Origin of the sequence: Aggregatimonas sangjinii (assembly GCF_005943945.1) — a bacterium.
Classification (GTDB): Bacteria; Bacteroidota; Bacteroidia; order Flavobacteriales; family Flavobacteriaceae; genus Pelagihabitans; species Pelagihabitans sangjinii.
Window position 1 is genome coordinate 4,077,814 of record NZ_CP040710.1, and the last position, 24,437, is coordinate 4,102,250.

Below are 24,437 nucleotides of genomic sequence, written 5' to 3' on the forward strand. Positions count from 1 at the left end.
CAATCTATGTATCCCTTAAGAAGAAACCGCAGACTAAGAACTAACGACGCCATACGCCATTTAGTGCGCGAGACCATTTTGACCCCAAGTGATTTTTTGGTACCCTTGTTCGTGGTCGAAGGCAAGGGGATAAAAGAGGAAATCGCATCAATGCCCGATTACTACCGATTGAGCTTGGACAATCTCGAAAAAGAAGTGAAAGAGCTTTGGCAGATGGGGCTCTGCGCCGTGTTGCTTTTCGTAAAGGTTCCGGACAATTTAAAGGATAATAAAGGTACCGAAGCCCTTAATTCGAACGGACTCATGCAATTGGCCATAAAAACGGTAAAAAATGCATGTCCGGAAATGTTGGTCATGACCGATGTGGCCCTCGACCCCTACTCCTCGCTTGGTCACGATGGTATCGTTCAGGATGGGGAGGTCATAAATGACGATACGGTGGAGGTATTGGCCGAAATGAGCGTTTCACATGCCATGGCCGGAGCCGATTTTGTCGCCCCAAGCGATATGATGGACGGGCGCATTCTAAGTATTCGGGAAGCATTGGAGGATGAAGGCCTCGTAAACACCGGTATTATGAGCTATAGCGCAAAGTACGCCAGTGCCTTTTATGGCCCTTTTCGGGATGCATTGGATTCCGCTCCCGTTGATATGAAAAACGTACCTAAAGACAAAAAAACGTATCAAATGGACTCCGCAAACCGTTTTGAGGCCATTACCGAAACACAGGCCGATATCGATGAGGGGGCAGACATTGTTATGATAAAACCCGGACTTTGCTATTTGGATATCGTGCGCGAGATACGCAACGAGGTAGACGTACCCATTGCCGTGTATCAAGTCAGTGGCGAATATGCCATGCTCAAAGCTGCCGCAGAAAAAGGTTGGCTGGATCATGATAGCGTAATGATGGAGCAATTGATTTCCATCAAAAGGGCCGGTGCGAATATCATTGCGAGCTACTTTGCAAAGGATGCGGTAAAATTAATGGGATAACGTATTGGGTATTTGGAAAAGGCGAATGCAAAAGATTACAAATATACTGATTGGTTTAATACTGCTGAGCACCTATGCCCAGGAAGAAGAGAAGGTAAATGTTCGAATACCGAGGGGCGATATTCTTTCGTACGCAAACCCTTCGGAGGTGGGATTCGATTCACTCTATATTCACACCAAAGTCGACAGTATTATAACGAACGGTATAAAAGAAAGAGCGTTTCCCGGTGCTCAGGTTTTGGTCGCAAAGCACGGACGTATAATTTTCCATAAGGCCTACGGTCATCACACCTATGACAAGCTTCAAGCTGTCGCCTTGGACGACATCTACGACCTTGCCTCGGTAACCAAGATTACAGCGGCCTTGCCCGCTTTGATGAAATTGGTAGATGAACAAAAAATAGATCTTGACGCCCCTTTCAGCACGTATTGGAAACCGTGGCGGAAAATCGATACTAAAAAAGACATTACCCTGCGGGAAATATTGGCCCATCAGGCAGGACTTCAGCCCTATATCGTTTTTTTAAACCGCCTTTATAGGAAAAATGGCAAGTTGAAAAAGCGATTTGTAAAGAAGCGCGCCAATCGGCGATTCACAAATCAAGCCTACGACGGTATTTTTATCAAAAACAAGTTCAGAAAGAAAATGTACCGCGAAATAGCCAAATCGCCCGTTTCGGCAGATCGAACCTACAAATATTCCGGCCTGTCCTTTTTGATTTTCCCCGAACTGATAGCGGAATTGACCGGAAGCGATTTTGAAGGCTACCTGCAGCATCAATTTTACATACCGCTTGGGGCCACGACCATGGCGTTTCGACCTAATACAAAGCAATTCGAAAACCACATCGTTCCTACCGAAGTTGACACCGTATTTCGAAAAACACTCACCCGAGGTTGGGTACACGACGAAAATGCCTCCCTTCTTGGCGGTATCTCGGGAAATGCAGGGCTATTTGCCACGGCCACCGATCTGGCGAAGATGATGCAAATGTATCTACAGTACGGGACTTATGGCGGTAAACGTTATATTTCGGAGGCCACGGTAAAGGAGTTCATTCGTGTGCAATACCCGGAGAACGACAATCGAAGGGGTCTGGGTTTCGATAAGCCTTCTTTGGGCAATGCCGATTTATCCTTATCAAAGGCCTACCCGGCCCCGGAAGTCAGCGAAGAAAGTTTTGGCCATAGCGGTTTTACGGGTACTTTCGTCTGGGCAGACCCCGAAAATGAACTGGTCTATATTTTTCTGTCAAACCGGGTGTATCCTTCACGCGCACAACGAAACCTTTATAATTTGAACATACGCCCCGCAGTACAACAGGTATTTTACCGGGCTGCTTTGCCGCTGCGATAAGGAATTTTTAACGTAGAAACGATATCCTTTATACTTAAAGTGGTATTATTGGTATCTTCGCCTTCAAACAAAAGCAATGGGATTACTATTATTTTACGCCCTTATTTCTATCTTTTTTTCCTTTTTATGTTCCATCCTTGAGGCCGTGCTGTTGAGTATCAACCCGACATTCATCAATATCAAAAAGAAGGAAGGCAAAGGGTACGCCAGAACATTGGAAACACTGAAAAAAGATGTAGACCAACCCCTTATCGCCATCTTGACCCTCAATACCGTGGCACATACGGTCGGGGCTATTTTGGTAGGGGTACAGGCTAAAGTGGCCTATGCACAACTGTACGGGAACACTACACGGAGTGTTTTTGGCATCGAATTTACCGAAGACCTTATGGTTGGGGTTGTTTCAACCTTAATGACCCTTCTTATTCTGATCGCATCCGAAATCATCCCAAAGACCATTGGGGCTACCTATTGGCGACAACTATCGAATTTTACGGCAAAAGCGCTTAAAATAATGGTGCTCGTCCTAAAATATACCGGAATATTATGGCTGTTGCAGTTGTTCACAAAACTTGTGGGCGGCAAAGGCCACCATGGCAGTGTGCTCAGCCGTGAAGATTTTACCGCCATGGCCGATATCGCGCAGGAAGATGGTGTTTTTGAGAAATCGGAATCTACCATCATCAAAAATTTATTGCGTTTTGACGAGGTTTTGGTCAAAGATATCATGACCCCGAGAACGGTAATGAAAATAGCCCGGGAAAGCCGGAGCATTCAAGAATACTATGACGATAATCCTAAAATGCGCTTTTCCCGGATTCCGGTATTTAGCGAAAAGGAAGACCATATTACAGGCTTCGTGCTAAAAGACCATATTCTAGAGGAGCTTGTACGGGGGAATGGGAAAACCCCGTTGTCAGAAATAAAACGGGAACTCCTGGTGACCAAAAGGAGTACGCCTATTCCGCAATTATTCGATTTGTTGATTGCCAAACGGGAACACATCGCCCTGGTCATTGACGAATACGGTTCGGTAAGCGGTTTGGTCACAATGGAAGACATTATCGAGACGCTCCTAGGGCTGGAAATTATCGACGAGAGCGACCACGTAGCCGATTTACAGCAATTGGCCCGTAAAAACTGGGAAACCCGTGCCAAGGACTCCGGCATTATCGAAGAAACCAAGGACACCAGTATTATCGAAGAAAGCAAAAAACCGCGCTAATGGAAGCCGTTTTTATGAAAACTCCCTTGGGGATGGCAAAGCTGGAAGGCGATGCCGATGGTCTAGCCTCCATTACCGTGTTGGACGACGATGCGGCCGCCATAACCCCGATTATTCCCGAGGTATTGGAAGATGCAGTCTATCAGCTTAGGGAATATTTCGAAGGCAATCGCCAGACCTTTGACCTTGAACTGAACCCAAACGGAACCGATTTTCAAAAAAAAGTATGGGAGGCATTGTTGGACATCCCTTTTGGGAAAACCAGTTCCTATATGCAATTATCCAAAACCCTTGGTGATCCGAAAGCGATTCGCGCGGTTGCCGCCGCTAACGGAAAGAATCCCCTGTGGATTGTCGTACCTTGCCATAGGGTCATAGGCAGCGATGGTTCCCTTACCGGTTATGCCGGCGGCCTACACCGTAAAAAATGGCTCTTAGAGCATGAAAGCCCGGCCAAACAACAATCGCTTTTTTGATGTAAAAACGACCGACCGGTCTGCTACTAAGTTTGAAGCGTCGATCAACGCCTTTGCATTACGTTTGAACGAGAGATTTAGGCCTTCGATTCTTTCCATGATAAGTGAAAACCAACCAGGCGGTTGGTTCAAGGATTTTAGGCCCCACCGTACTAAATGCATGCTATTCCCTGAAAATAGGGAGGCTGTGATACTGAAATAAACCTAATTTCGTTCTTGTAAAGACCCTAAACCTTTAGCGATGCGTTTATTTTCCCTTTCAGAAATCACCGGTAAGGCACAGAATGCGATCAAGCGTTTTCCCGTAACGCTCGTTTGGGCCATTTGTGGAACCCTTTTCTGCATTGTGGTAGTCAATGATGGATCACGAGATCTCTTCGATGATTATTCTGCGGTATTCCTCACCTTGGTATTGGGCATCAGCTGGTTGATCGGCATGCAGTTTTTATTGGAGCAAACGGCACGACCCAAAAAATGGATTTGGCTCAAAGCCGTCATTCTTTTGTTGTTGTTCGCATTTTATTGGCACCTGCCCGACAGTTTCCGAATTGAAAACGAGCCGGAGTATCTCCTGCGATTTTTCCTCTATGGTATCGCCGGTCACCTTTTCGTTTTGTTCGCGCCTTTTCTCTTCAACTGGAATAAGGAAGCGTATTGGAACTACCTCAAATCAATCGGAACGGCCATTCTCAGAAGTGGTTTTTTTTCCGGGGTATTGTTTTTAGGCTTGGTTTTAGCACTGGTGGCCATTGATGCCTTGTTCGATGCTAAAATCGATGGCAAACGCTATGGACAACTGTTTATATTCTGTTTGGGCATTGTGAATACATGGATTTACCTCTCCGATTTTCCGAAGAGTATACAACAAGACACGACCATCATCTTTAACAAGGCCTTGGAGGTATTCGTAAAATACATTCTTATTCCGTTGGTGCTGCTCTACTTGGCCATCCTGTACGCTTACGGGGGTAAGATACTCCTTGAATGGGAGTTGCCGAAGGGCTGGGTCTCCTACTTGGTTACGGCCTTGGCCTTATTAGGCTTTGTGGTTCAAATCATTATCAATCCTGTACAAAAGACCATGAAATCGTGGACGATACGCGTCTTTCATCCATTTTTCTACATTTTGCTACTCCCTTTAGTAGCTCTTTTGTTTGTGGCGATTTATAGAAGAGTTTCCGATTACGGAATAACCGAAAATCGCTATTTCGTTATCGTCTTGGCATTCTGGATTCTTGGTATGGCCCTTTACCTGTTGTTGGCGAAAAATCGGCGCCTGATCCTGCTACCCTTCTCACTTTTCTTAATCGCCCTACTAACTTCATTTGGATATTGGAGTGCGGTTAGCGTATCGCTGCGAAGTCAATTCGGGCAATTCCAAAACGTATTGGAAAGCGTGAAGGCAAATGAAAATGTTTCTTCACCGGAACAGCATGAGCAACTACGGTCTATTTTGGAGTATATGTACAACCGACGTGCGCTATCCAAGCTCGACCCGATTACCAATATGGCTATGGAAGAGACATTCGTTGACACCACCGATGGAAAGTTATACGGATACCGTTGGTTTAATACACGGCGTGTTCTGGATTCTTTAGGGATATCCATCGATCCGGAAGCCCTAAATCCTGATGGCGAATATGGCATACCATATAACTATTTCGATAATGAATACGCCATGGAACAGAGTTATCGTATCGGTGATTTTGATTACTTTATGCCCCTGCAACTGAACCGGTACACCGAAAAAACGATATCGTTAGGTAGCATTTCCGCCCAATATGACAATAGCAGGAATACCCTTATTTTTATCGAAAGCATCGACTCTACCGAAGTATTTGAGCTATCCTTGAGGGAAAAATTGTTGGAATTGACGAAATTCAACTCCCAACTTCCAAAAGAGGCTTATGACCAATTGACCCTAAATTTCAAAAATGAACGTATCTTAGGGAAACTGATCTTCAAAGATTTGAGCTATAACATCAAAAATGATTCGATATCCTTGGACCATTCGAGAGCCTATCTGTTTTTAAAGCTACGTTAGCATGCTAGACCGCGTCAACCTGGAACATATCTTGTTCCTCGACATTGAAACCGTTCCCGAGAAATCGTCTTTTACCGAACTTGATGACGATAAAAAGGAGCTTTGGGCCCAAAAATCGAAATACCAACGGAAAGATGAATTTACGGCCGAGGAATTTTACGAGCGTGCGGGCATTTGGGCGGAGTTCGGAAAAATCATTTGTATCTCGGTCGGCTATTTCAAGTTTCAAGGTGATATACGCAGCTTCAGGACCACCACCTTTCACGGCGAAGAAACAAAACTCCTCAAAGAATTCAAAAATCTGTTGATTACCCATTTCAGTAGTACCAAACACCTGTTGTGTGGCCATAATGCCAAGGAATTCGATTTTCCCTATATCGCTAGGCGTATGATCATTCAGGGTATCGAACTGCCTTACAAGCTTAATCTATTTGGCAAAAAGCCTTGGGAGATTCCGCATCTCGATACGATGGAATTATGGAAATTCGGGGACTACAAACACTTTACCTCCTTAAAGCTATTGGCAAATATTCTAGGAATCCCCTCACCCAAACAGGATATTGACGGGAGCATGGTACGGCAGGTGTATTACGAGGAAAACGATTTGGACCGTATCATCACCTATTGCGAATTGGATGTCGTCACCACGGCCCAGGTTTTCCTACGGTTACGGAACGATGAATTACTGATCGATAGCGAAGTAAAAAGCGTATAGCATTACACTGTACAAGGAGGCAGTACCAAGAAAGCTGCGCTTTAAGAGCCAAGAAGCTAAACTTAAAAATAGTTGTTTGGGCTACTACTGAGCCCCTCGGCCTAAACGATTGATTACCGCGTAAAGATTGATTCCTTTCTTGCCTCTTGCCTCTTGCCTCTTGCCTCTTGCCTCTTGCCTCTTGCCTCTTGCCTCTTAAAATTAAGCGACATGTGGACTGTCATCCACATTCCGAAGTGGTAAATAGAATGCTATGTATTGAACTTCAATTGAATATACACCGGAAAATGATCGCTATACCCTCCTATATATTTACGACCGGCATAGGTGCGATAGGGGGTTCCCTTATATTTTCCTTTGAACTCCATCAAGAACTTTTCGTCGAAAATGTTGGCGTGTGCAAAACTATGTGTGCCTTTCTCGTGATTTAGAAAACTGTGTGAAACCATAATCTGGTCGAATAAACTCCAGCTTTTTTGGTAGTTGGCACTACCCCGTTGCACGGGAATGTGCAACTTTTCCATAGGGTTATACAAGTCCCGACCGTTTACCAAATGTTGTATGCTTTCCGATTGCGGGTCATCGTTAAAGTCGCCCAGCACAATATAGTTCGGGATTTCATAACGGGTTTCCAATTGTTGCATAAATTCACTTATCGTCTGCGCCGCCTTGATCCGTTTATAGTCTGTTTCCATTTCCCCGTCACGCCGGGAAGGCCAATGATTGACAAAAATATGAACCTCCTCCTTGTTCAACGTTCCGTGCACATACAAAATATCGCGGGTCGTATCGCGAACTCCATCGGGGTTATTAACATACAAGGTTATGGGCTCGGAGTGCAATACGCTGAAATATTCTTTGTGGTAAAGTAAGGCCGTATCGATACCGCGCTCATCGGGACTATCGTAATGCACATACCCATAATCTATGTCCCGTAACGGCTCTGCACCGATAAGATCTTCGATGACCCCATCGTTTTCGACCTCGGCGATACCAATGATTACAGGTGGGGTCGTAGCACTTTTATTGCCAACTTCCGAAATGGTCTTCGCCAATTTGTACAGTTTGCGTTTGTACCGTTTCATCGACCATTTCTTGAAACCATCTGGTGTAAAGTCCTGATCTAATTTATTGGGGTCATTTTTGGTATCGAAAAGATTTTCGAGATTGTAAAAAGCAATCGTATACAAATTGTCCTTTGGTTTTCTCTTAAAGAATGAAAATAGCATGGTATCGGGTGATTGGGATAGTGAATTTACGAAAATCGTCGGGTTACATTCCTAGAACGGGTCGTGACTTTATCTTTTACCCACAATTTTTAGTCGTAAAGCCCAAAAATCAGGCTTCCGAATTAAAAGTCATGAGGAGTTCCTTAGATTTGCAGTCTAATCGCCCTTATGATAGAGAAGAAGTCCATCGAATATGAAAAGTCAGTGCTTATCGGTATCATCAACCAAGAGCAAAGCGAAGCCAAAGTGAACGAATACCTAGACGAGTTGGAGTTCCTTACCTATACGGCCGGTGGCGAAGTCTACAAACGTTTTGTGCAACGTATGAACGTGCCCAATCCGAAGACCCTTATCGGTAGTGGCAAGATGTTGGAAGTCGCGGCTTACGTAGAAGAGCATGAGATCGGTTCTGTAATTTTCGACGACGAGCTTACTCCTGCCCAACAACGAAATATTGAAAAACAGCTGCGTTGCAAGATCATCGACCGGACCAGTCTGATCCTCGATATTTTTGCACAGCGCGCCCAAACCAGCTATTCCCGTACCCAGGTTGAACTGGCGCAGTACGAGTACCTACTCCCTCGCCTTACCGGATTATGGACACACTTGGAACGGCAAAAAGGGGGTATCGGCATGCGCGGCCCGGGGGAAACCGAAATCGAGACCGATAGACGTATCGTTCGGGATCGTATCAGCCTCCTTAAAAAGAAACTCCTAAAGATAGATCGTCAAATGGAAACCCAACGCGGAAACCGCGGCGCGATGGTGCGTGTGGCTTTGGTAGGCTACACCAACGTAGGCAAATCCACCTTGATGAACGTAGTGAGCAAAAGTGACGTCTTTGCCGAAAACAAACTCTTCGCCACTTTGGATACGACGGTGCGAAAGGTCGTTATCGGCAACCTACCCTTTCTGTTGAGCGATACCGTAGGATTTATCAGAAAACTGCCCACACAACTGGTCGAAAGTTTTAAGAGTACGTTGGATGAGGTTAGGGAAGCAGATCTCTTGCTGCATGTGGTCGATATTTCACACCCACAGTTCGAGGAGCATATCGATTCGGTCAACAAAATATTGGCCGAAATCAAAAGTGCCGATAAGAAGACCATCATGGTCTTTAATAAAATAGATCAGTACGAGAATGAGACCATAGACGAAGACGACCTCATAACGGAAAGGACTAGTGCACACTTTACTCTTGAGGAATGGAAGAATACCTGGATGCAGCGTGTCGGCAACAATGCTCTGTTCATTTCTGCGTTGAACAAAGAGAACTTAGATACCTTTCGCAAACGGGTTTATGACGAGGTGCGCGACATACATGTAACCCGTTTCCCCTACAATAACTTTCTCTATCCCGAGCATTTAGACGAGTTTTAGCGGTAGTCTTTTTAGAAAGTCCTCGTGCATGTATTATGGAAGCTGTTCATTTGACGCATTGAGGTAAAGTACAACTCCAACTTTCCCTTTTATTATAGGGCTAATCCGTCGTGATTTCGCTACATCTATGCTGACCGGTTTTAGGAGAGGAGATCAGTATCACGATACATCCTTAAATTAAATTTTACTTAAGGTGTTTTGGAAAATCCATCCTACCACCAAGGATTCTAACAATGAATATTCCTTTGCTTTCGATATAATAAAAAACTACATGTGATTTGTATCTGTACCGCAATAGCATTTTATCTTTGACGGCGACATATCTCCTACCCAACTCCGGATTATTTGCTAATTCCCATAAAATATCTTTAAGGCCGTTCGCATATTTCAAAGATTGACTCTCTCCAAATTCCTTAATCGTGTATTTGGCAATGGACTTGATATCACCTCTTGCCTTGGCACTTATTACATAACTACTTTTCAGCATTATGCTCATTTATGGCCTCCTCCCAAATACTATCTACCGTGGCGTCGGATGGGCCACTTTCGATTCCCTCGATGAGCGCTTCGTTCAAATCTACAATACGCTTTCTTCGTTCTTGGTCTTTCCGAATTATATCTCTGACATATTCGCTGTCGTTCGTATAAAAACCCTGCTCGATTAAGCTTTTAACATAAGCTTCCTGTTGTTCTGTAAACGTGATTGACTTTCGGATTACTCCCATAATGCACCAATATTATCATTATTGATGCAAATTAGCATTATTTTCAGAATCGACCAAATTACCGAGTATTGATATCTTTAGAATCGAATCATCATAAGTAATCCGTCCCAAACACTTTATAAAAAATTAATTGTCTCCCAACATCTTTCTCGTAATAAAAAGATACCGCTACACCCTCCCCGATGTCAGATAAGATCCCCCGAGCACCAAAAACTTTTGCCCGAGTCATACCGTTCGTCGAAGAAAACAATCACTTCGTATTTTTCACAACACAACTGCTATAGTTCACAACAATAATTTAGCCGGATCGAATTGTGGTTCTATATTTACAGTGTAATTAAGTAAGCAACTGTATCCCAAACATGAACTTAACCGAATTGCAAAAACTAATAAAAAAACATACACCAGATTAACCTACTTTCAGTACAAACCACATTAGATCAAACCTACTTTAACAGCGCCCGACTCCCCAAGTCGGGCTTTTTTTGTGTTTTGCTTTTGTATTACACTGTCTGTGAATTGTCCCAAACTTAGACAAGCCGAAAAAGATATAAAGCGGTGACTAGGAATACCTATTCCTCCAGCGAATCTCCTGTTTTTCGCTTTGCTTCCCTTTCCAAGCGCTCTGCTTCCCTTTTCAGCCGTTCGGCTTCCCGTTGTAGTCTTTCCGCCTCCTGTATTTTTTGTTCGGCCTCTCTTTTCAACTGCTCTTGATCTCGTTGAAGCGCCTCTTGATCTCGTTGCGCATCGGATTTGCCTGAAGTGTAACTTTTTATATTTTGGGTAATCGTTTTGAACTTATTGAATAACGCTTGGGAAGTGAGCTCCTTATTAACAAATATTCGAAGACTACCATCATCCAATTTTACCTCATAGCCGGTATCGCCATTGTAATCCACCTTCCAAATAACCTTACTCCCGGAGGTGGTCATGTTGTTTTGGCCCAATTCCTCCAAAAGATAGATTCTGACCTTTGCTGTTTTGTTGTCATTGTACTTCGCCCGCACCTTATAGGTGTTTTCGGAATCGCTGGTCGAGAAATAGCTTCTTTCATTCTTTGAAACCGATGACACCTCCCCGTTAACGGAAATTGAGGAAATCGAGTTCGTTTTTTCCTCGGTCGTGGTGGTCTCCGATTCTTGGGAGTGGGTACGCAACATGCCGAGCAATAGGCTTAATAATATATATAATACAATTCTCATGATTTCTGTTTTTTAATTGTTTATGACGGTTATGGACTCTTGTCCAAGGGTATTCAACATATGATATGCCTCTGCATCCATTCGTTTTCTAAATACTTCGATTTTGAGTTTGTTGTCTTTCAATTCAATGGTGTACATCGGCTTTCCTTTGGATGCCGTTCTCGTCCAAACCATTTTACCGTATCCCGAAGAAGCATCGGTACCCTCTAAAATTCTGGAAACCACTTGTTGTAGCTGTTCGCTTTTGGATGCTTCGAACAGCAGGTTGATTTTATAAACTTTATTCGTGAGTTTTACGGTATACGCATCTTCGAACTCATATTCGACCAGCGAGCCCTTGGTAGCCGCCTCGAAGCTATACACTTTTACGTTTTCAGGTCCTATCTTAAAGGTATTGTCCTTGGTTTGTGCGCTCATATCCGCGATGGTTACAAGCACAAAAAATAACGTGATTTTAAAATAATTCATGATTTGATTTTTACTACCGGGCCCCAAATAGTAAGACCCCGTATGGATTGATGAAATAAACTCCTTTTGTGAACTTCCCTATGATGCTTTAGGGGGATCGATCTTAAATGTTAGCCCTACCCCGCGCACACTTTCTATGGCAATCGATGCATCTTGCTTAAAGTATTTCCGAAGTCGGCTTATAAATACGTCCATACTTCTTCCGGAAAAGAAGTCGTCGTTGCCCCAAACGTCTTTGAGGAGGTCTTCGCGCTTTATCATGCTGTTTTTATATTGATGTAAATACTGAATCAGGACCGTTTCTTTTTCGGTCAACCGCTGCTCTTGGCCCCTAAATTGCAGTTTGTGATTGATCGAATCGAATGCGTAGGCACCGATCTTCACCAACGCTTCCTTTTTAGGTTGCACCCTTCGAGTGCGTTTGAGAATATTCCGTAATCGTAGGACCAGTATATCGGCTTCAAAGGGTTTTACGATATAGTCATCGGCCCCTAATTTTAAACCCGTTACGCGGTCCGCTTTCAATTTCTTTGCTGTTAAAAAAACGAACGGTATTTCCGGATTTAAGGCAACCGTTTTCTCAGCTAGGGTAAATCCGTCCATTTTGGGCATCATCACATCGAACACACAGATATCGAAATCATTTTTGGTAAAACATTCGAACGCCTCCTTACCATCTTTGGCCCAAGTAACCTGATGGTCATGAATTTCTAAATACTGTTTTAGGATACTCCCAAAATCAAAATCATCTTCCGCCAATAATACGTGTGCCATAATCTCAGTTTACAGGTATGGTGATGGTAAATATGGTGCCCTTGTTCATTTCACTTTTACAGGAAATAGTTCCCTCATGGGCATCTATCACCTGTTTCGTGTAGTACAATCCCAACCCCAGCCCTTTTACGTTATGTATATTTCCGGCAGCGATACGAAAGAATTTATCGAAAATGAACTTTTGGTCCTTTGCCGAAATGCCTGTGCCATTATCCGAAATTATAATCTCGTAATGATTGTTCTTAAGTTGTGTTGTAAGGGTTATTGCTATGGATTCTTTTCCGTATTTCACCGCATTTTCAAGAATATTGAACAATGCAGTGGTGAACAAAAATGAATCGATGCGCAGCAGAATTTCTCTAGGTTCGATATGTTGATGAATGGTCAGGTCTTGGCTCTGTACCGAGAGCGAAAAATCATCGATCAGATTTTTAAAGTAGGTATCATCTATTACCTGTTCCTTGTTCAAGACCAATTCTTCAGAACCAAGGCTATTTGTCATTACTTGGTCTATAAGCTTTTGCAATCTGGAATTTTGACGCTCGACTATTCCTACGGTCTTTCCAAATGCTTCCGGGTTCTCTAAAATTTCCTTTTTTCTTAAACTTTTAGAAGCAATGCTTAATGTAGCCAAAGGGGTTTTGAGTTCGTGGGTGATGTTATCTATAAAATCCGTTTTTACCTCGGCCACTTTTTTCTGTTTGATGAGATTTTTAATCGAATAATAGAAAAGACCCACCACAAAGAGTAACAATATCCCAGAGGCCGTTAATAAGCCCGCCATGCTGCCCAAAACAATTCGATTCCATTCCGAAATATTCATTCGATTTTCGGTGATGACCATAAATTCGAAATCCCGGGATTCATCATACGGCACACCCTTCTTTTCTTCATAAAAGGTAGACTGCCAACTAGTAGTTTTCGTCTGATAGCCTAGTTCATCGTCAAAAGTACCGCCGACCAGCCGAATTTTTTCACCATCGTTCAAGGGGACGACCGTATCGTTTGCAACGCTATCCAAAATAACCAAACCGATAAGGTTCTTTTTAAAACCGACTTCGTACCCAAGGGCGGTCTTTTGTACCTCCTGTTGATAGCGCACATTATACCTACTACCTATAGAATCGGATGTGCGCGTAAGCTGCGCCACAAAATTTTCCTTCGACACGTCCTCGTATTTGTAAGCGACGAGTAACTCCACCAGCCGCTCGGCCCAGAGATTTTCCAAATCCAAAAGGTCGGGTGTTGCATCATCGATTTTATTTAATGCTTTCTTGGTTTCGTTCAAGAACGATTTTTTCTTTAACTCATAGGTATTGTAAATTAGATAGGCCTGTATACCCATAAGCGCGAAAAGCGTTACAATCGCAGTAATAATCAGAATGTTTATGCGTTGCTTCATGGCAGGGTCGGTTTGTTTCCCAATGCATCAAAAATAGCCTAAAGACCATAATCGGCATAACAATCGGTTGCCGTTAACCCACCGTTAACGTTAATTTCAAAACAATATCCTTTTGGCGTGGGGTTATTGCAGGATGGTTAATAAGATGCTTAACATACCGAAAGCCTTCACTCGCTAAAAATTCCGAACCCTGATATCCAATTTGATGGTTGATGCGTGCATTTCGTCGAAGAAAACGAACCGCTTATGTGATACACAACATGCTGGGGCAGGTTCACAACAATATTTTAGACAGACCGAACCCTCGTTCTATATTTACAGTGTAATTAAGTTAGAAACAGCGTCCCAAACATGAACTTAACCGAATTGCAAAAACTTAAAAAGCAAACACCAAATTAACCTACTTTAGTACCAAACAACATTCGATCAAACCTACTTTAAGAATGCCCGACTCCCCAGTTGGGTTTTTTTATTCCCTATAGTGTTGGTCAAGCACAGAAAACCAATATAAGAGTGTATTTCGTCGGACAAAAGTGCATTTTAACGTATTTCACAACAGCTGGGGCCATTTTCACAACAAAAATTTACACTTCTGTACCAAGGCGGCTACTTTAGTCTCGGATTTAAGATTTAGTGTTTGATCCCAAATCAGCATTCAACCAAAAAGTTCGATTTACATTGACTGTGTAACCAAATTCAACAAAATCTACTTAACAAAAAATCCCCGACCAGAGTCGGGGATTTTGTTTTTAGAATAGCACCCATCAAATCGGGCTCGATAAACAAGTATTCTATTTCCTAGAACGAGTAGTTCAATCCTATCAAATAATAACTTTGCGTTTTCACATCTATATTATCGAAGGTGGGTGTAGGTGTAATGGCCGGATCTTGGCCAAGCGCGTTGGCAAGTTCTTCCTGTTTGTTGTTCCGCAGACCGAATTCAAACCCGATTCCGATTCCGTTCCAAAGAGTGTATCCGAACGAGTTGATCCACGTCCAGTTTGAAAAATCGCTGCTCTTATAACTCTGAAAAGTAGAAAAGTTGGTTTTAAAGCTGACCGCTCCCAACTGGCGGGTGTAATCGACAACTATTTTCGCACCTGCCGAAGATTCGAAAACACTATCCTCATCGGCGAAAACGAAATTGTAGTTCAACGGATGGATGACAACCACCATATTTTCAATTGGCGTCCAGGTCGCACCTACCCCAATGTCTAAATATCCGGGGTTATTGAAATTATTGATAACCGATGTACGATATTCACCCAAAGCAGAAATCGCGAACTTCTTACTGAGTTTATAGCCGTATAAGGAGGTGATGTTGAAAACATCGGTTGTTCCGTTGAAACTATCGTCATCGGTATCAATGTCTTTATTGTCGATTTTCACCCACTGTAAATTTACGTTGAGCGAGTTGCGCCAAAAGAACTTATCCTTATCCAAATTGGCAAATCCGTTCAAGGTAATACCTACATTACCGGCCGAGTTATTCGGCGTACCTTGATTGTACCAGTTGTTCGCTCCAGAGAAATTTGCCCCGATAGTACCGAACATCCCTTTTTTCCAGCCTGGGAATTTGTCTATTTGTCCTTGAAGTGCATCTACTCGCCCTTGAATAGCCGCGATTGAATCTTTTTTCGCTGCTTTCTCTGCTTTCAATTCGTCTAAAGTCTGTGCTTGTGTCGCTGATATAGCCAACATTGCACAGACTGCAATTGCTAATTTTTTCATGGTTTTACAATTTTAAAATGTGTGTTTAGACTACAAATGTATGAATTGTCAACACAAAATAAACAACCTTATTAACAATTATTTTCTTTTGAACAGTGGCACAGAAGAGCATGCTTCACCGTACATAAGACTCTTTACCAGCGGTTGTAACAGTGCGGTTATTAACAAATATGCATTGGGAGGAACCGGTTTTTTGCTACATCCTTTAATGATGACAGATTTGTCTTTGTAGACCGACAAATCCAACTGCTGTAGCATTTCTTGGTAGATAACCGTTTCCAGTTGTTCCAGGTTTCCCTGTACAATTTTTTTTGCGAAGGGCTGTAGTTTGCTTGTTAAGAGCATAAAGGCCCATCCGGGAAGAATGGCATCGGTTGAACACTTAAGTGCTACATAAGCATCGGTGTATTGCTGCCAATCATGATTTTCGGCATACGCCCGAAACTCCTTTTCCCTTAAAATAAAGCCCTCGAACAGCCAATCCTTCATATCGAAAAGCATGCGTTCCCCTTCCGGATACAGCTCTTCCAAATCAAAAGTCACAAGTTTGCTTTGAGCGACTCTATTTACAATTTCCTCCGACATACTAAGTTAACTTTAGTCGATTTCGGTCTTAGTGAAAATAAAAACTATAACAGTCCCAGTTCCAATTTCGCCTCTTCACTCATGAGGTCCTGTGTCCAAGGTGGGTCAAAGGTGATTTCTACCTCCGCATCCTTGATTGCGTTCAATGACTTGACTTTCTCCTCGACCTCTACTGGTAGGGTTTCCGCTACGGGACAGTTCGGTGAAGTAAGGGTCATCAGGATTTTCACTTCATTTTCCTCATTGACCAGGACATCATAAATCAATCCCAACTCATAAATATCGACGGGGATTTCCGGATCGTATATGGTCTTGAGGATTTTTACTATTTTCTCTCCCAGTTCCTGGGTATCTATTGTCGCTTCTTCGCTCATTCTTTTAAAGTTTATAGGTTGAGAAGTTCATGGGTTTATGGGTATCAACTCACAAACATAGCTAAAGGCCATAATAAATGCATAAACAATTTCAACTCAACTGTGTTTGGTACGCCACTGCGTATAGCTTTAATTGCTTAATCATACTAACCAAGCCATTGGCACGGGTTGGACTCAAATGCTCCTTTAACCCGATTTCGTCAATAAATTCGGTATCGGCGTCGATGATGTCCTGCGGTTTTTGATTGCTGAAGGCACGAATCAAGATAGCGATGATACCTTTGGTAATAATAGCGTCGCTATCCGCCGTAAATACCAATTTGTCATCATCAAGTTCGGCATGTACCCAAACCTTGCTCTGACAACCTTTTATGATGTTATCGTCGGTCTTGTATTGTTCATCGATTAAGGGCAACGATTTTCCAAGATCGATCATGTATTCATACCGCTGCATCCAATCTTCGAACATGGAAAATTCGTCAACGATTTCCTCTTGAATTTCCTGTATACTCATTTAACGATTTTAGACAAAAATACAACAATGGCAACGGTTAATCAACCGTTTTCGCTAGTGCAATAATTTTGTCGATTACCCATCTTAATTCATCTGGCGGGTGGCCTTCATCAAAAGCTTTCGATTCATATTCCATTTCGTCAACTGAAATGACCAAATTGGCTATTCTAGAACGATCCGAAGCACTTAAAGCAGTTGATGATTGAAGCTGACCGATATCTTCTAAATTTAGCTTATGTACGCTTTCACAAATATCCTTCCATTCGTCAGCCATTATTTTCCTTCTTTTTAAAAACGGTTCATCACCTTGGAATTCGACGACTATTTGGTTGCTATCTATGATACAGGAGAAAGAGGATCCCCTTGTAATAGCAGAATACTCCACAAAGTCGATTCCTTGCACGTCCTCCATATTATCGGAGCATCGGTTACATGAAAGGAAGAGGGTGCAAATGAGGATTAAAATTTTCATTGATCTTTCTTTAAAAATATGGGACGAAAAAGGCGCCTTTTGAGGCGCCTTGTATGGAATAAGTATTGAATCGTTTTTAATTCACGAAACCGACCCTCGGCTGGCCTGGAACAAAGAGCGCTCGCATTCTATCATTCTGACCAGCAGTGAACATATACATACAGTCGTCCTGCACATAGTCCATATAATTCATGGTCATATCGGCACTTCTACAATGTGTAGTAGGGAAAGAAGGACAATTGTAGTTGGCTCTGTCGGAAGTCGGGGTATCACTAACGAAATCGTCTCTGTTGCATCTACCGTCTCCCCAGATATGACGCAGGTTCAACCAGTGACCTACTTCGTGAGTACCCGTCCTTCCCTTACCGTAAATACCGCCTGCAGCATTCTCGCCAAAGAAATCAGTTCCGATGACTACGCCGTCGGTGGCAGATGCTCCGCCAGGAAATTGGGCGTACCCTAAGATACCACCACCAATCTCACAAACCCATAGGTTCATGTTATTTTCAGGGTCTGTAGCCCCAATTCCGCCTTGGGAGGGATCTTTCATGGCGTCGTTCGTTCCCCAAGAAGATCTCGTATTAACGACCCGATTAACGGTTCCCAACACAAAAGAAATATTCACATCGGCTACCAAATTAGCGAATGCCGAGGGCACACTGCTCGTATTGGAATTGTTGTTGTTAAAATCTTCATTTAGAATACGAATCTGGGAATTGATCTGGGCCTGTGTTACCTCGCCAGCAAATTTCTCGATAATATTAACAACTACGGGAATAGTAACGGCACCTTCAAAGATTGGGGGAGGTGTACCGCCGCCGCCACCTGGTTTTCCACCACCTTTTTTCTGGGCAATGGCCTTTCTGGTGTTGTACTCAATATCGTACATCTTTTTTGCGAGACCTTTGTTTTTGGCCAAACGGTATTCCAAATTTCTCATGGATACACACTTTTCTACACCGTTTGCCGATTTTCCGGTCAAATCATCTTTGTCAACGTAAAGCGTAAAGTCGCTCATGTCAACAGTAATTTCTTGAGAATCAATCGATTCTACTTCATTTTGCTCTTTTTCACACGACGCCACGAAAAGGGAAATCGCACATAAGCCTAGGAGAACTTTTTTCATAAAATTTTACAATTAGATTAGAATTAATGTGGCGCAAGATACTAATTATTAACAATCCATTAACTAATTGTTAAATTTTTATTAAAATAGCACAAGTAAAAAATCAGAATTATTTGACTAAGGCCTTTAAAACCTATAAGTACTTTCGTACAAAAGTTATCAACAAAAAGCGTCTTAGAGGAAAATAACTTCCTAAAAGTACAATCAAAGTAGCATTTTCATGGCTCGCTCTACACCTTTCACAAGCACATCTATCTCCTCTTTAGTGTTGTAAAACGCAAAGCTAGCCCGTACCGTACCGGGGATTTTGTAGTAATCCATTATGGGTTGCGCACAGTGGTGCCCCGTTCGTACGGCGATACCAAGCTTATCGAGAATCGATCCGATATCGTAGGGGTGCAGGCCTTTAATATTGAAGGAAACGACCGATGTCTTCTTTTCGGCCGTACCGTATATCTTAAGGCCGTCGATTTTCAATAGTTCGTTCGTGGCGTATTTCAGTAGTTCGTTTTCGTAAGCCGCTATTGCATCAAAGCCGATCGCGTTCATATAGTCGATTGCCGCACCGAAAGCGATACCTCCGCAAATGTTAGGAGTACCCGCTTCAAACTTATGGGGGAGATCGGCGTAAGTCGTCTTTTCGAAAGTAACCTCGGCGATCATTTCACCGCCACCTTGGTAAGGCGGTAATTTACCAAGCCATTCTTCTTTGCCATACAACATGCCCACTCCGGTCGGACCACATATTTTATGTGCCGAAACGGTATAGAAGTCCACATCGAGCGATTGCATGTCGGCCTTGAGATGAGGCGCAGCCTGGGCCCCGTCGATTAAAACCGCAGCACCCACCTTATGGGCGGCATCGATAATTTCTTGAATCGGGTTAATGGTGCCCAAGGCGTTGGAAATATGATTACAGAACACCAATTTCGTCTTCTCCGACAGCATTTTATGGTAATCCTCCATGACCAATTCGCCCTGAGCGTTCATCGGAATAACCTTAAGTTCGGCCCCAGTACGCTCGCACAGCATCTGCCATGGCACGATATTGGAATGGTGCTCCATGGCCGAAACTAGCAGCTCATCACCTTCTTTCACCAAAGAACTGAACCCGTTCGACACCAGATTAATGCTATGGGTCGTACCGGAAGTCATGATGACCTCATGTGCCTTCTTAATATTGAAGTGTTCTTGAATCTTTATCCGCGCTTGCTCATATTTATCCGTTGCTTCCTGGGAAAGGGTATGCACCCCTCGGTGAATATTGGCGTTGTAGTTGGCGTAATAATCTACAATCACATCTATCACCTGTTGCGGGGTTTGGGAAGTAGCCGCATTATCCAAGTAAACCAGAGGTTTTCCGTTGACCTCACGATTTAATATGGGGAAATCCTTGCGAATATTTTGTACGTCGAACATAGTCACAAAGATACCGTCTATCGGTAACATTTACATACCACAACGGTAGTATTTACTAGTGAATTTCGTGTAAAAATCTAAAAGTGGAACCCTATACCAAACTTGATGCGATTGATTGGACTATCCCGGTCAATATCAATGACCTCTCCATCTAAAAACACGCGATCTTTGATATTAAGGTTTATAAAATCATACTTCACCTGTATGAACAGTCTTTTGGTAATGTCATAGGATAATCCTGCGTCGAAACTAAAACCCCCGTCACCTCCCTTATCGGTCAAATCTAGATCTCCACTATTTCCAGTGGTATCGAAACGGACTATACTATAGCCCAGTCCTACGCTGGGGTGCAACTTGCTGATAAAGGGCAAATCAAATTCAGCAAACACCTTAGGCTGGTACAAAAAACGTTTGTTTTCGATATTTAAACTTCTTCCCGAAAAATCCGGATTGTAATAATTGAAACCTAAATTCAAATCCAAGCCTAGATGAACCAGTGGCGTATTGATAAAGCGGTATTTGACGCCCACATCGTAGACACCATTCGCAAAATATTCAGCGTCGGATACATCAATAGAATAGTTTGCCTCGACGCTCAATTTTTTATTTTGAGCGGTGGCTTGTAATGCAAAAAGGAAAATACATGCGAGAAATAGTTGTTTAGTCATCCTTATCAATTTGGTCCATATATTGTTGAACCAAAAATAATCCTAAGCAAAAGCAAAAAACGAAACAAAAGGTTAATTATCGCACAATGAAACGTTAACTTTTACTACGTTCGTTTCGCGGACAACTTAAAGATTGAACCCTAGATTCACTCCCAATTTCTTGGCAATCAGCTTGTTGATACGCGTCTTTAATTCGGGAATACGGACGCTTTCCAATACATTATTGGCAAAAGCATACATCAACAAGGCACGGGCCTCTTTTTTGGGAATTCCACGAGACTGTAGGTAGAAAAGTGCGTCTTCGTCCAACTGACCGATGGTACAGCCGTGCGAACATTTTACATCGTCGGCAAAAATTTCCAATTGGGGCTTGGTGTTTATGGTAGCCTTATCGCTGATCAGGATATTGTTATTCTGCTGAAAGGCATTGGTCTTTTGAGCGATCTTGTCCACAATAATTTTTCCGTTAAAAACACCGGTGGAGTTCTCTCCGTAGATACCCTTGTAATCTTGATGACTTTCACAGTTGGGCTCTATGTGATGCACCAAAGTATGGTGGTCTACGTGTTGCTTTTCGCCTAGAATGGTGACACCTTTCATGGTAGAGTCCATATACTCCCCATTTTGGTAAAAGTTCAGGTTGTTGCGTGTCAATTTTCCGCCAAAAGAGAAAGTATGTACGTTCACATTACTTTTATCTTTTTGGTTGATATAGGTATTATCGATTAAAGAAGCCGTACCGTTATCGTTTTGCACCTTGTAATAATCTACAATTGCATTTTTGGCGGCAAATATTTCGGTGACCGAATTGGTAAGCACTTCGTTAGAGGTGAGGCTTTGGTGCCTTTCGATAATTTGCAGTTCGGCATTTTCCTCTACTACAATCAAATTACGTGGTTGTAATAAGAGGGATGCCTCATTACCTGTAGCGAAATGAACGATTTCCACTGGTTTTTTAGGCATCTTGTGCTTGGGAATATAAATATAGGCACCCTCTCTACTGAAAGCGGTGTTCAAGGTCGTTAACGACTCATCTTTCGAAGCGACTTTATTGAAATACACATCAATGACCTGTTTGTACATAGGTTTGGTCAGGGCCGAACTCATCAAACAAATATCAACACCGTCGTGTGTCGTTTCGGATAGGTAGGAACTGTACACCCCATCGATAAAAACGATTTTATAGGTATCGATTTCATGCAAGAAATATTTCTTGACCTCATGGTATTCCAATGCGTTTTCCGCCTTTGGAAAAATACTAAAGTCTATTTTTTGCAAGCTATTGAGCGAGGTATACTTCCAAGCCTCTTCCTTTTTTGAAGGGAAGCCCTTCATCTCAAAATTCTTCATTGCCTCGGTGCGCACATCGTGAATGGGATGATCAACATCCACATTGTTCTCGAAAGCCATAAAGGAGGAAATTAATTTGTCTTTTAAATCCATGTATAAAAGTTTCAGGTTTCTATAGTTTCAAGTTCATTTCACTTGAACTTAGTTCCCTTATTATCCTTCTTATTTAAATAATTCATGAAGTTCGCAATCCTTCGACTTAGTACTTCATATTCTGAAGTCAATTTTTGCAATTCTTCGTTCGATATATAATCGTTGTCAAAAACACGATACAATTGCGACCTTGACTCACCAGCCGAACCCTTAGCTGTGGAAAGAAACTGTCGAAATTCGAGATTTCCATCTCTTTCGAGCCCTTCGGCAATATTATCCATGACAGAACCCGAAGAACCTTTAATCTGGTCCCTTAACTTAAAGTCGCTTTTAAGGTCAGTTGATTTTGTCAATTTGATTACTTCTTTAGAAAGCCTTCGCGCCTCCTGCCAAATTTCCAAATCCTCGAATCTTTTTATAGTTGCCATAACCGACCTGAAACCAGAAACAACAGAAACTTTAAACCTATACGGTCGCTTCCTGTTTTAACCAATCATAACCTTTCTCTTCCAGCTCCAAAGCCAGTTCCTTGCCGCCTGATTTTACGATTTTACCATTGTGCAGCACATGTACAAAATCAGGAACAATGTATTCCAATAGTCTTTGGTAGTGGGTGATGACGATAACAGCGTTGTCTTTGCTCTTTAGTTTGTTCACTCCATTCGCAACGATACGCAAGGCATCGATATCGAGCCCCGAATCGGTTTCGTCGAGAATGGCTAGTTTGGGTTCGAGCATGGCCATTTGAAAAATTTCGTTGCGCTTCTTTTCTCCGCCAGAAAAGCCTTCGTTCAGTGATCTGGACAAGAATTTACGGTCTATTTCCAGCATTTCGGCCTTCTCACGAATAAGCTTTAACATGTCTTTTGCCGGCATATCTTCCAAGCCCCTTCCTTTTCGCGACTCATTAATCGCCGTTTTCAAAAAGTTCGTTACCGAAACACCGGGAATCTCAACGGGATACTGAAACGATAGGAAAACACCTTTGTGTGCCCGCTCTTCCGGAGCGTCATCTTCCAAATCTTCACCATTCAGCTCAATAGAGCCTTCGGTGACCTCAAATTCTTCCTTTCCGGCAATAACCGCGGCCAAAGTACTTTTCCCGGAGCCGTTAGGTCCCATAATCGCATGTACTTCCCCTGCATTCACGGTCAGGTCGATTCCCCTTAAAATATCCTTATCTTCTACTTTTGCATGTAGATTCTTGATTTTCAACATCGTCTCTTAATTTAAATAGTTGGGTGCCTTCGGCATTTTATTAAAATCCTCTTTCTGGTGCTGTAGGTATACTTTGGCATTTTTTTCCTTTGCAAAGGCTTCGAAAGCCTCCATACTTTCCAAGGTCTGCTCTACATCGAAATTAAATATCGGAACTCTTTTGTGTTCCCGGTTCTCGTATAGATGGTATAAATCCCCGGTCAATAAGGTCGGTCCGTGAACAGGTAAATCCATATACAGTACTTGATGCCCCGGTGTATGGCCCGGCATCGATTTAATGACTACACTTCCATCCCCGAAAACATCCAAATCCCCATTTAGTTTTTTGGTCTTGTTCAGCGCTTTGATGGCATTGTAGTTATCGGTATTCGTTTTTTGGGATGTTTCACTGGTTATGGAGTCGTACTCTATTTCCTGTACCAGCCATGTCGCGTTTTTGAACACATTTGCATGACCGCTATGGTCGAAATGGGTGTGCGATAATGCAATAAAATCGATATCATCAACTCCCATTCCTATGGTTTTCAATTGGTTGACAACGGAATCTTTTCTTGAAACCGTAAAAGCACCACTAGGGTCGGTAAACGGTTCCGGCATGCCTACCAGCGCTTCGGGAAGTCCCGCATCCCACATCAAATTACCATCGGGATGACTGATGACGTAAAACGCATCCGCAAATTCTTTAGTCTGGCCTTGATAGGTGGTATCCTGCGAGAACAGCTCCAGGTTATTTACCATAACGGTACCGCCATCGAATGTATACAGTTTCACATCGGGCTTTTTTAGCTCCTCGGAAGTATTCGCTGTCTGGGCATTTTCTTTTTTGCCTTCTTTGCACGAAAAGATGCTTATCGCAATAACTACTAAAAATATATACTTCTTCATTCGTTTGTA

Annotated in this window: 26 protein-coding genes; 7 read left to right on the forward strand and 19 right to left on the reverse strand. The window is 42.7% G+C overall.

All coding sequences use genetic code 11. From position 1 onward, the window contains the following. Positions 1–6: 6 nt before the first annotated feature. From hemB to FGM00_RS17065, 6 genes are all read left to right on the forward strand, one after another. The gene (gene hemB, locus FGM00_RS17040) at positions 7–996 is read left to right on the forward strand and encodes a porphobilinogen synthase (protein ID WP_138854073.1); all 990 of its coding nucleotides are present in this window, start codon (positions 7–9) and stop codon (positions 994–996) included. A gap of 25 nt (positions 997–1,021) precedes the next feature. Continuing rightward, on the forward strand, positions 1,022–2,353 hold the full coding sequence (locus FGM00_RS17045; RefSeq protein WP_138854074.1) for a serine hydrolase domain-containing protein: 1,332 nt from the start codon (positions 1,022–1,024) through the stop codon (positions 2,351–2,353). A gap of 76 nt (positions 2,354–2,429) precedes the next feature. Then, positions 2,430–3,578: a CNNM domain-containing protein gene (locus FGM00_RS17050; RefSeq protein WP_138854075.1), complete on the forward strand. Its 1,149-nt coding sequence runs from the start codon at positions 2,430–2,432 to the stop codon at positions 3,576–3,578. Continuing rightward, on the forward strand, positions 3,578–4,054 hold the full coding sequence (locus FGM00_RS17055) for a methylated-DNA--[protein]-cysteine S-methyltransferase (RefSeq protein WP_138854076.1): 477 nt from the start codon (positions 3,578–3,580) through the stop codon (positions 4,052–4,054). The genes FGM00_RS17050 and FGM00_RS17055 overlap by 1 nt, the downstream gene beginning before the upstream one ends. 241 nt (positions 4,055–4,295) lie before the next feature. Beyond that, on the forward strand, positions 4,296–6,098 hold the full coding sequence (locus tag FGM00_RS17060) for a DUF4153 domain-containing protein (protein ID WP_138854077.1): 1,803 nt from the start codon (positions 4,296–4,298) through the stop codon (positions 6,096–6,098). Between the two features lies 1 nt (position 6,099). After that, complete coding sequence (locus FGM00_RS17065) at positions 6,100–6,813, forward strand: 3'-5' exonuclease (RefSeq protein WP_138854078.1); 714 nt, start codon at positions 6,100–6,102, stop codon at positions 6,811–6,813. 251 nt (positions 6,814–7,064) lie between these two features. On the opposite strand, the gene FGM00_RS17070 is transcribed toward FGM00_RS17065, so the two are convergent. Further along, the gene (locus FGM00_RS17070) at positions 7,065–8,042 is read right to left on the reverse strand and encodes an endonuclease/exonuclease/phosphatase family protein (protein ID WP_138854079.1); all 978 of its coding nucleotides are present in this window, start codon (positions 8,040–8,042) and stop codon (positions 7,065–7,067) included. Positions 8,043–8,210: 168 nt separating this feature from the next. Here FGM00_RS17070 and hflX point away from each other — a divergent pair, with 168 nt between their 5' ends. Further along, complete coding sequence (gene hflX / locus FGM00_RS17075) at positions 8,211–9,422, forward strand: GTPase HflX (protein ID WP_138854080.1); 1,212 nt, start codon at positions 8,211–8,213, stop codon at positions 9,420–9,422. 184 nt (positions 9,423–9,606) lie between these two features. On the opposite strand, the gene FGM00_RS17080 is transcribed toward hflX, so the two are convergent. The 18 genes from FGM00_RS17080 to FGM00_RS17165 form a co-directional block, all read right to left on the reverse strand. Then, complete coding sequence (locus FGM00_RS17080) at positions 9,607–9,909, reverse strand: type II toxin-antitoxin system RelE/ParE family toxin (RefSeq protein ID WP_175416263.1); 303 nt, start codon at positions 9,907–9,909, stop codon at positions 9,607–9,609. After that, the gene (locus tag FGM00_RS17085) at positions 9,896–10,147 is read right to left on the reverse strand and encodes a type II toxin-antitoxin system ParD family antitoxin (protein ID WP_138854082.1); all 252 of its coding nucleotides are present in this window, start codon (positions 10,145–10,147) and stop codon (positions 9,896–9,898) included. The genes FGM00_RS17080 and FGM00_RS17085 overlap by 14 nt, the downstream gene beginning before the upstream one ends. Before the next feature lie 572 nt (positions 10,148–10,719). Next, positions 10,720–11,349, reverse strand: a complete 630-nt coding sequence (locus tag FGM00_RS17090; protein WP_138854083.1) for a hypothetical protein — start codon at positions 11,347–11,349, stop codon at positions 10,720–10,722. Between the two features lie 12 nt (positions 11,350–11,361). Then, positions 11,362–11,817: a hypothetical protein gene (locus tag FGM00_RS17095; protein WP_138854084.1), complete on the reverse strand. Its 456-nt coding sequence runs from the start codon at positions 11,815–11,817 to the stop codon at positions 11,362–11,364. A gap of 78 nt (positions 11,818–11,895) precedes the next feature. Continuing rightward, positions 11,896–12,591, reverse strand: a complete 696-nt coding sequence (locus tag FGM00_RS17100; RefSeq protein WP_138854085.1) for a response regulator transcription factor — start codon at positions 12,589–12,591, stop codon at positions 11,896–11,898. Positions 12,592–12,595: 4 nt separating this feature from the next. Further along, entirely contained in the window at positions 12,596–13,993 is a 1,398-nt protein-coding gene (locus FGM00_RS17105) for a sensor histidine kinase (RefSeq protein WP_138854086.1), read from the reverse strand. Between the two features lie 798 nt (positions 13,994–14,791). Beyond that, the gene (locus FGM00_RS17110; RefSeq protein ID WP_138854087.1) at positions 14,792–15,724 is read right to left on the reverse strand and encodes a DUF3078 domain-containing protein; all 933 of its coding nucleotides are present in this window, start codon (positions 15,722–15,724) and stop codon (positions 14,792–14,794) included. Positions 15,725–15,802: 78 nt separating this feature from the next. Next, positions 15,803–16,309 carry a DUF2480 family protein gene (locus tag FGM00_RS17115; protein WP_138854088.1) on the reverse strand — a complete coding sequence of 169 codons (507 nt, stop codon included), beginning with the start codon at positions 16,307–16,309 and terminating at the stop codon, positions 15,803–15,805. 44 nt (positions 16,310–16,353) lie between these two features. Then, a complete protein-coding gene (locus tag FGM00_RS17120) occupies positions 16,354–16,683 on the reverse strand; it encodes a DUF59 domain-containing protein (RefSeq protein WP_138854089.1) in 330 nt (109 codons plus the stop codon). Positions 16,684–16,774: 91 nt separating this feature from the next. Continuing rightward, complete coding sequence (locus tag FGM00_RS17125; protein ID WP_138854090.1) at positions 16,775–17,197, reverse strand: SufE family protein; 423 nt, start codon at positions 17,195–17,197, stop codon at positions 16,775–16,777. A 37-nt stretch (positions 17,198–17,234) separates the two neighbouring features. Further along, positions 17,235–17,669 (reverse strand): hypothetical protein, encoded by a 435-nt coding sequence (locus FGM00_RS17130; protein WP_138854091.1) that lies wholly within the window; start codon positions 17,667–17,669, stop codon positions 17,235–17,237. 76 nt (positions 17,670–17,745) lie between these two features. Beyond that, complete coding sequence (locus tag FGM00_RS17135) at positions 17,746–18,795, reverse strand: zinc metalloprotease (RefSeq protein WP_138854092.1); 1,050 nt, start codon at positions 18,793–18,795, stop codon at positions 17,746–17,748. A 204-nt stretch (positions 18,796–18,999) separates the two neighbouring features. Beyond that, positions 19,000–20,214 carry an aminotransferase class V-fold PLP-dependent enzyme gene (locus FGM00_RS17140; RefSeq protein ID WP_138854093.1) on the reverse strand — a complete coding sequence of 405 codons (1,215 nt, stop codon included), beginning with the start codon at positions 20,212–20,214 and terminating at the stop codon, positions 19,000–19,002. 77 nt (positions 20,215–20,291) lie between these two features. Then, positions 20,292–20,882, reverse strand: coding sequence for an outer membrane beta-barrel protein (locus FGM00_RS17145; protein WP_138854094.1), 591 nt, complete (start codon positions 20,880–20,882; stop codon positions 20,292–20,294). A 126-nt stretch (positions 20,883–21,008) separates the two neighbouring features. Further along, complete coding sequence (gene sufD, locus FGM00_RS17150; RefSeq protein ID WP_138854095.1) at positions 21,009–22,325, reverse strand: Fe-S cluster assembly protein SufD; 1,317 nt, start codon at positions 22,323–22,325, stop codon at positions 21,009–21,011. Positions 22,326–22,363: 38 nt separating this feature from the next. Next, positions 22,364–22,753, reverse strand: coding sequence for a four helix bundle protein (locus FGM00_RS17155; protein ID WP_138854096.1), 390 nt, complete (start codon positions 22,751–22,753; stop codon positions 22,364–22,366). 37 nt (positions 22,754–22,790) lie between these two features. Beyond that, positions 22,791–23,543 carry a Fe-S cluster assembly ATPase SufC gene (gene sufC / locus FGM00_RS17160; RefSeq protein ID WP_138854097.1) on the reverse strand — a complete coding sequence of 251 codons (753 nt, stop codon included), beginning with the start codon at positions 23,541–23,543 and terminating at the stop codon, positions 22,791–22,793. A 6-nt stretch (positions 23,544–23,549) separates the two neighbouring features. Further along, positions 23,550–24,428 (reverse strand): N-acyl homoserine lactonase family protein, encoded by an 879-nt coding sequence (locus FGM00_RS17165; protein ID WP_138854098.1) that lies wholly within the window; start codon positions 24,426–24,428, stop codon positions 23,550–23,552. Positions 24,429–24,437 lie beyond the last annotated feature (9 nt).

Bases quoted from the DNA above. Each gene is read 5' to 3' on its own strand.
- hemB (WP_138854073.1), top strand. From the start codon at position 7: ATGTATCCCTTAAGAAGAAACCGCAGACTAAGAACTAACGACGCCATA.
- FGM00_RS17045 (WP_138854074.1), top strand. From the start codon at position 1,022: ATGCAAAAGATTACAAATATACTGATTGGTTTAATACTGCTGAGCACC.
- FGM00_RS17050 (WP_138854075.1), top strand. From the start codon at position 2,430: ATGGGATTACTATTATTTTACGCCCTTATTTCTATCTTTTTTTCCTTT.
- FGM00_RS17055 (WP_138854076.1), top strand. From the start codon at position 3,578: ATGGAAGCCGTTTTTATGAAAACTCCCTTGGGGATGGCAAAGCTGGAA.
- FGM00_RS17060 (WP_138854077.1), top strand. From the start codon at position 4,296: ATGCGTTTATTTTCCCTTTCAGAAATCACCGGTAAGGCACAGAATGCG.
- FGM00_RS17065 (WP_138854078.1), top strand. From the start codon at position 6,100: ATGCTAGACCGCGTCAACCTGGAACATATCTTGTTCCTCGACATTGAA.
- FGM00_RS17070 (WP_138854079.1), bottom strand. From the start codon at position 8,042: ATGCTATTTTCATTCTTTAAGAGAAAACCAAAGGACAATTTGTATACG.
- hflX (WP_138854080.1), top strand. From the start codon at position 8,211: ATGATAGAGAAGAAGTCCATCGAATATGAAAAGTCAGTGCTTATCGGT.
- FGM00_RS17080 (WP_175416263.1), bottom strand. From the start codon at position 9,909: ATGCTGAAAAGTAGTTATGTAATAAGTGCCAAGGCAAGAGGTGATATC.
- FGM00_RS17085 (WP_138854082.1), bottom strand. From the start codon at position 10,147: ATGGGAGTAATCCGAAAGTCAATCACGTTTACAGAACAACAGGAAGCT.
- FGM00_RS17090 (WP_138854083.1), bottom strand. From the start codon at position 11,349: ATGAGAATTGTATTATATATATTATTAAGCCTATTGCTCGGCATGTTG.
- FGM00_RS17095 (WP_138854084.1), bottom strand. From the start codon at position 11,817: ATGAATTATTTTAAAATCACGTTATTTTTTGTGCTTGTAACCATCGCG.
- FGM00_RS17100 (WP_138854085.1), bottom strand. From the start codon at position 12,591: ATGGCACACGTATTATTGGCGGAAGATGATTTTGATTTTGGGAGTATC.
- FGM00_RS17105 (WP_138854086.1), bottom strand. From the start codon at position 13,993: ATGAAGCAACGCATAAACATTCTGATTATTACTGCGATTGTAACGCTT.
- FGM00_RS17110 (WP_138854087.1), bottom strand. From the start codon at position 15,724: ATGAAAAAATTAGCAATTGCAGTCTGTGCAATGTTGGCTATATCAGCG.
- FGM00_RS17115 (WP_138854088.1), bottom strand. From the start codon at position 16,309: ATGTCGGAGGAAATTGTAAATAGAGTCGCTCAAAGCAAACTTGTGACT.
- FGM00_RS17120 (WP_138854089.1), bottom strand. From the start codon at position 16,683: ATGAGCGAAGAAGCGACAATAGATACCCAGGAACTGGGAGAGAAAATA.
- FGM00_RS17125 (WP_138854090.1), bottom strand. From the start codon at position 17,197: ATGAGTATACAGGAAATTCAAGAGGAAATCGTTGACGAATTTTCCATG.
- FGM00_RS17130 (WP_138854091.1), bottom strand. From the start codon at position 17,669: ATGAAAATTTTAATCCTCATTTGCACCCTCTTCCTTTCATGTAACCGA.
- FGM00_RS17135 (WP_138854092.1), bottom strand. From the start codon at position 18,795: ATGAAAAAAGTTCTCCTAGGCTTATGTGCGATTTCCCTTTTCGTGGCG.
- FGM00_RS17140 (WP_138854093.1), bottom strand. From the start codon at position 20,214: ATGTTCGACGTACAAAATATTCGCAAGGATTTCCCCATATTAAATCGT.
- FGM00_RS17145 (WP_138854094.1), bottom strand. From the start codon at position 20,882: ATGACTAAACAACTATTTCTCGCATGTATTTTCCTTTTTGCATTACAA.
- sufD (WP_138854095.1), bottom strand. From the start codon at position 22,325: ATGGATTTAAAAGACAAATTAATTTCCTCCTTTATGGCTTTCGAGAAC.
- FGM00_RS17155 (WP_138854096.1), bottom strand. From the start codon at position 22,753: ATGGCAACTATAAAAAGATTCGAGGATTTGGAAATTTGGCAGGAGGCG.
- sufC (WP_138854097.1), bottom strand. From the start codon at position 23,543: ATGTTGAAAATCAAGAATCTACATGCAAAAGTAGAAGATAAGGATATT.
- FGM00_RS17165 (WP_138854098.1), bottom strand. From the start codon at position 24,428: ATGAAGAAGTATATATTTTTAGTAGTTATTGCGATAAGCATCTTTTCG.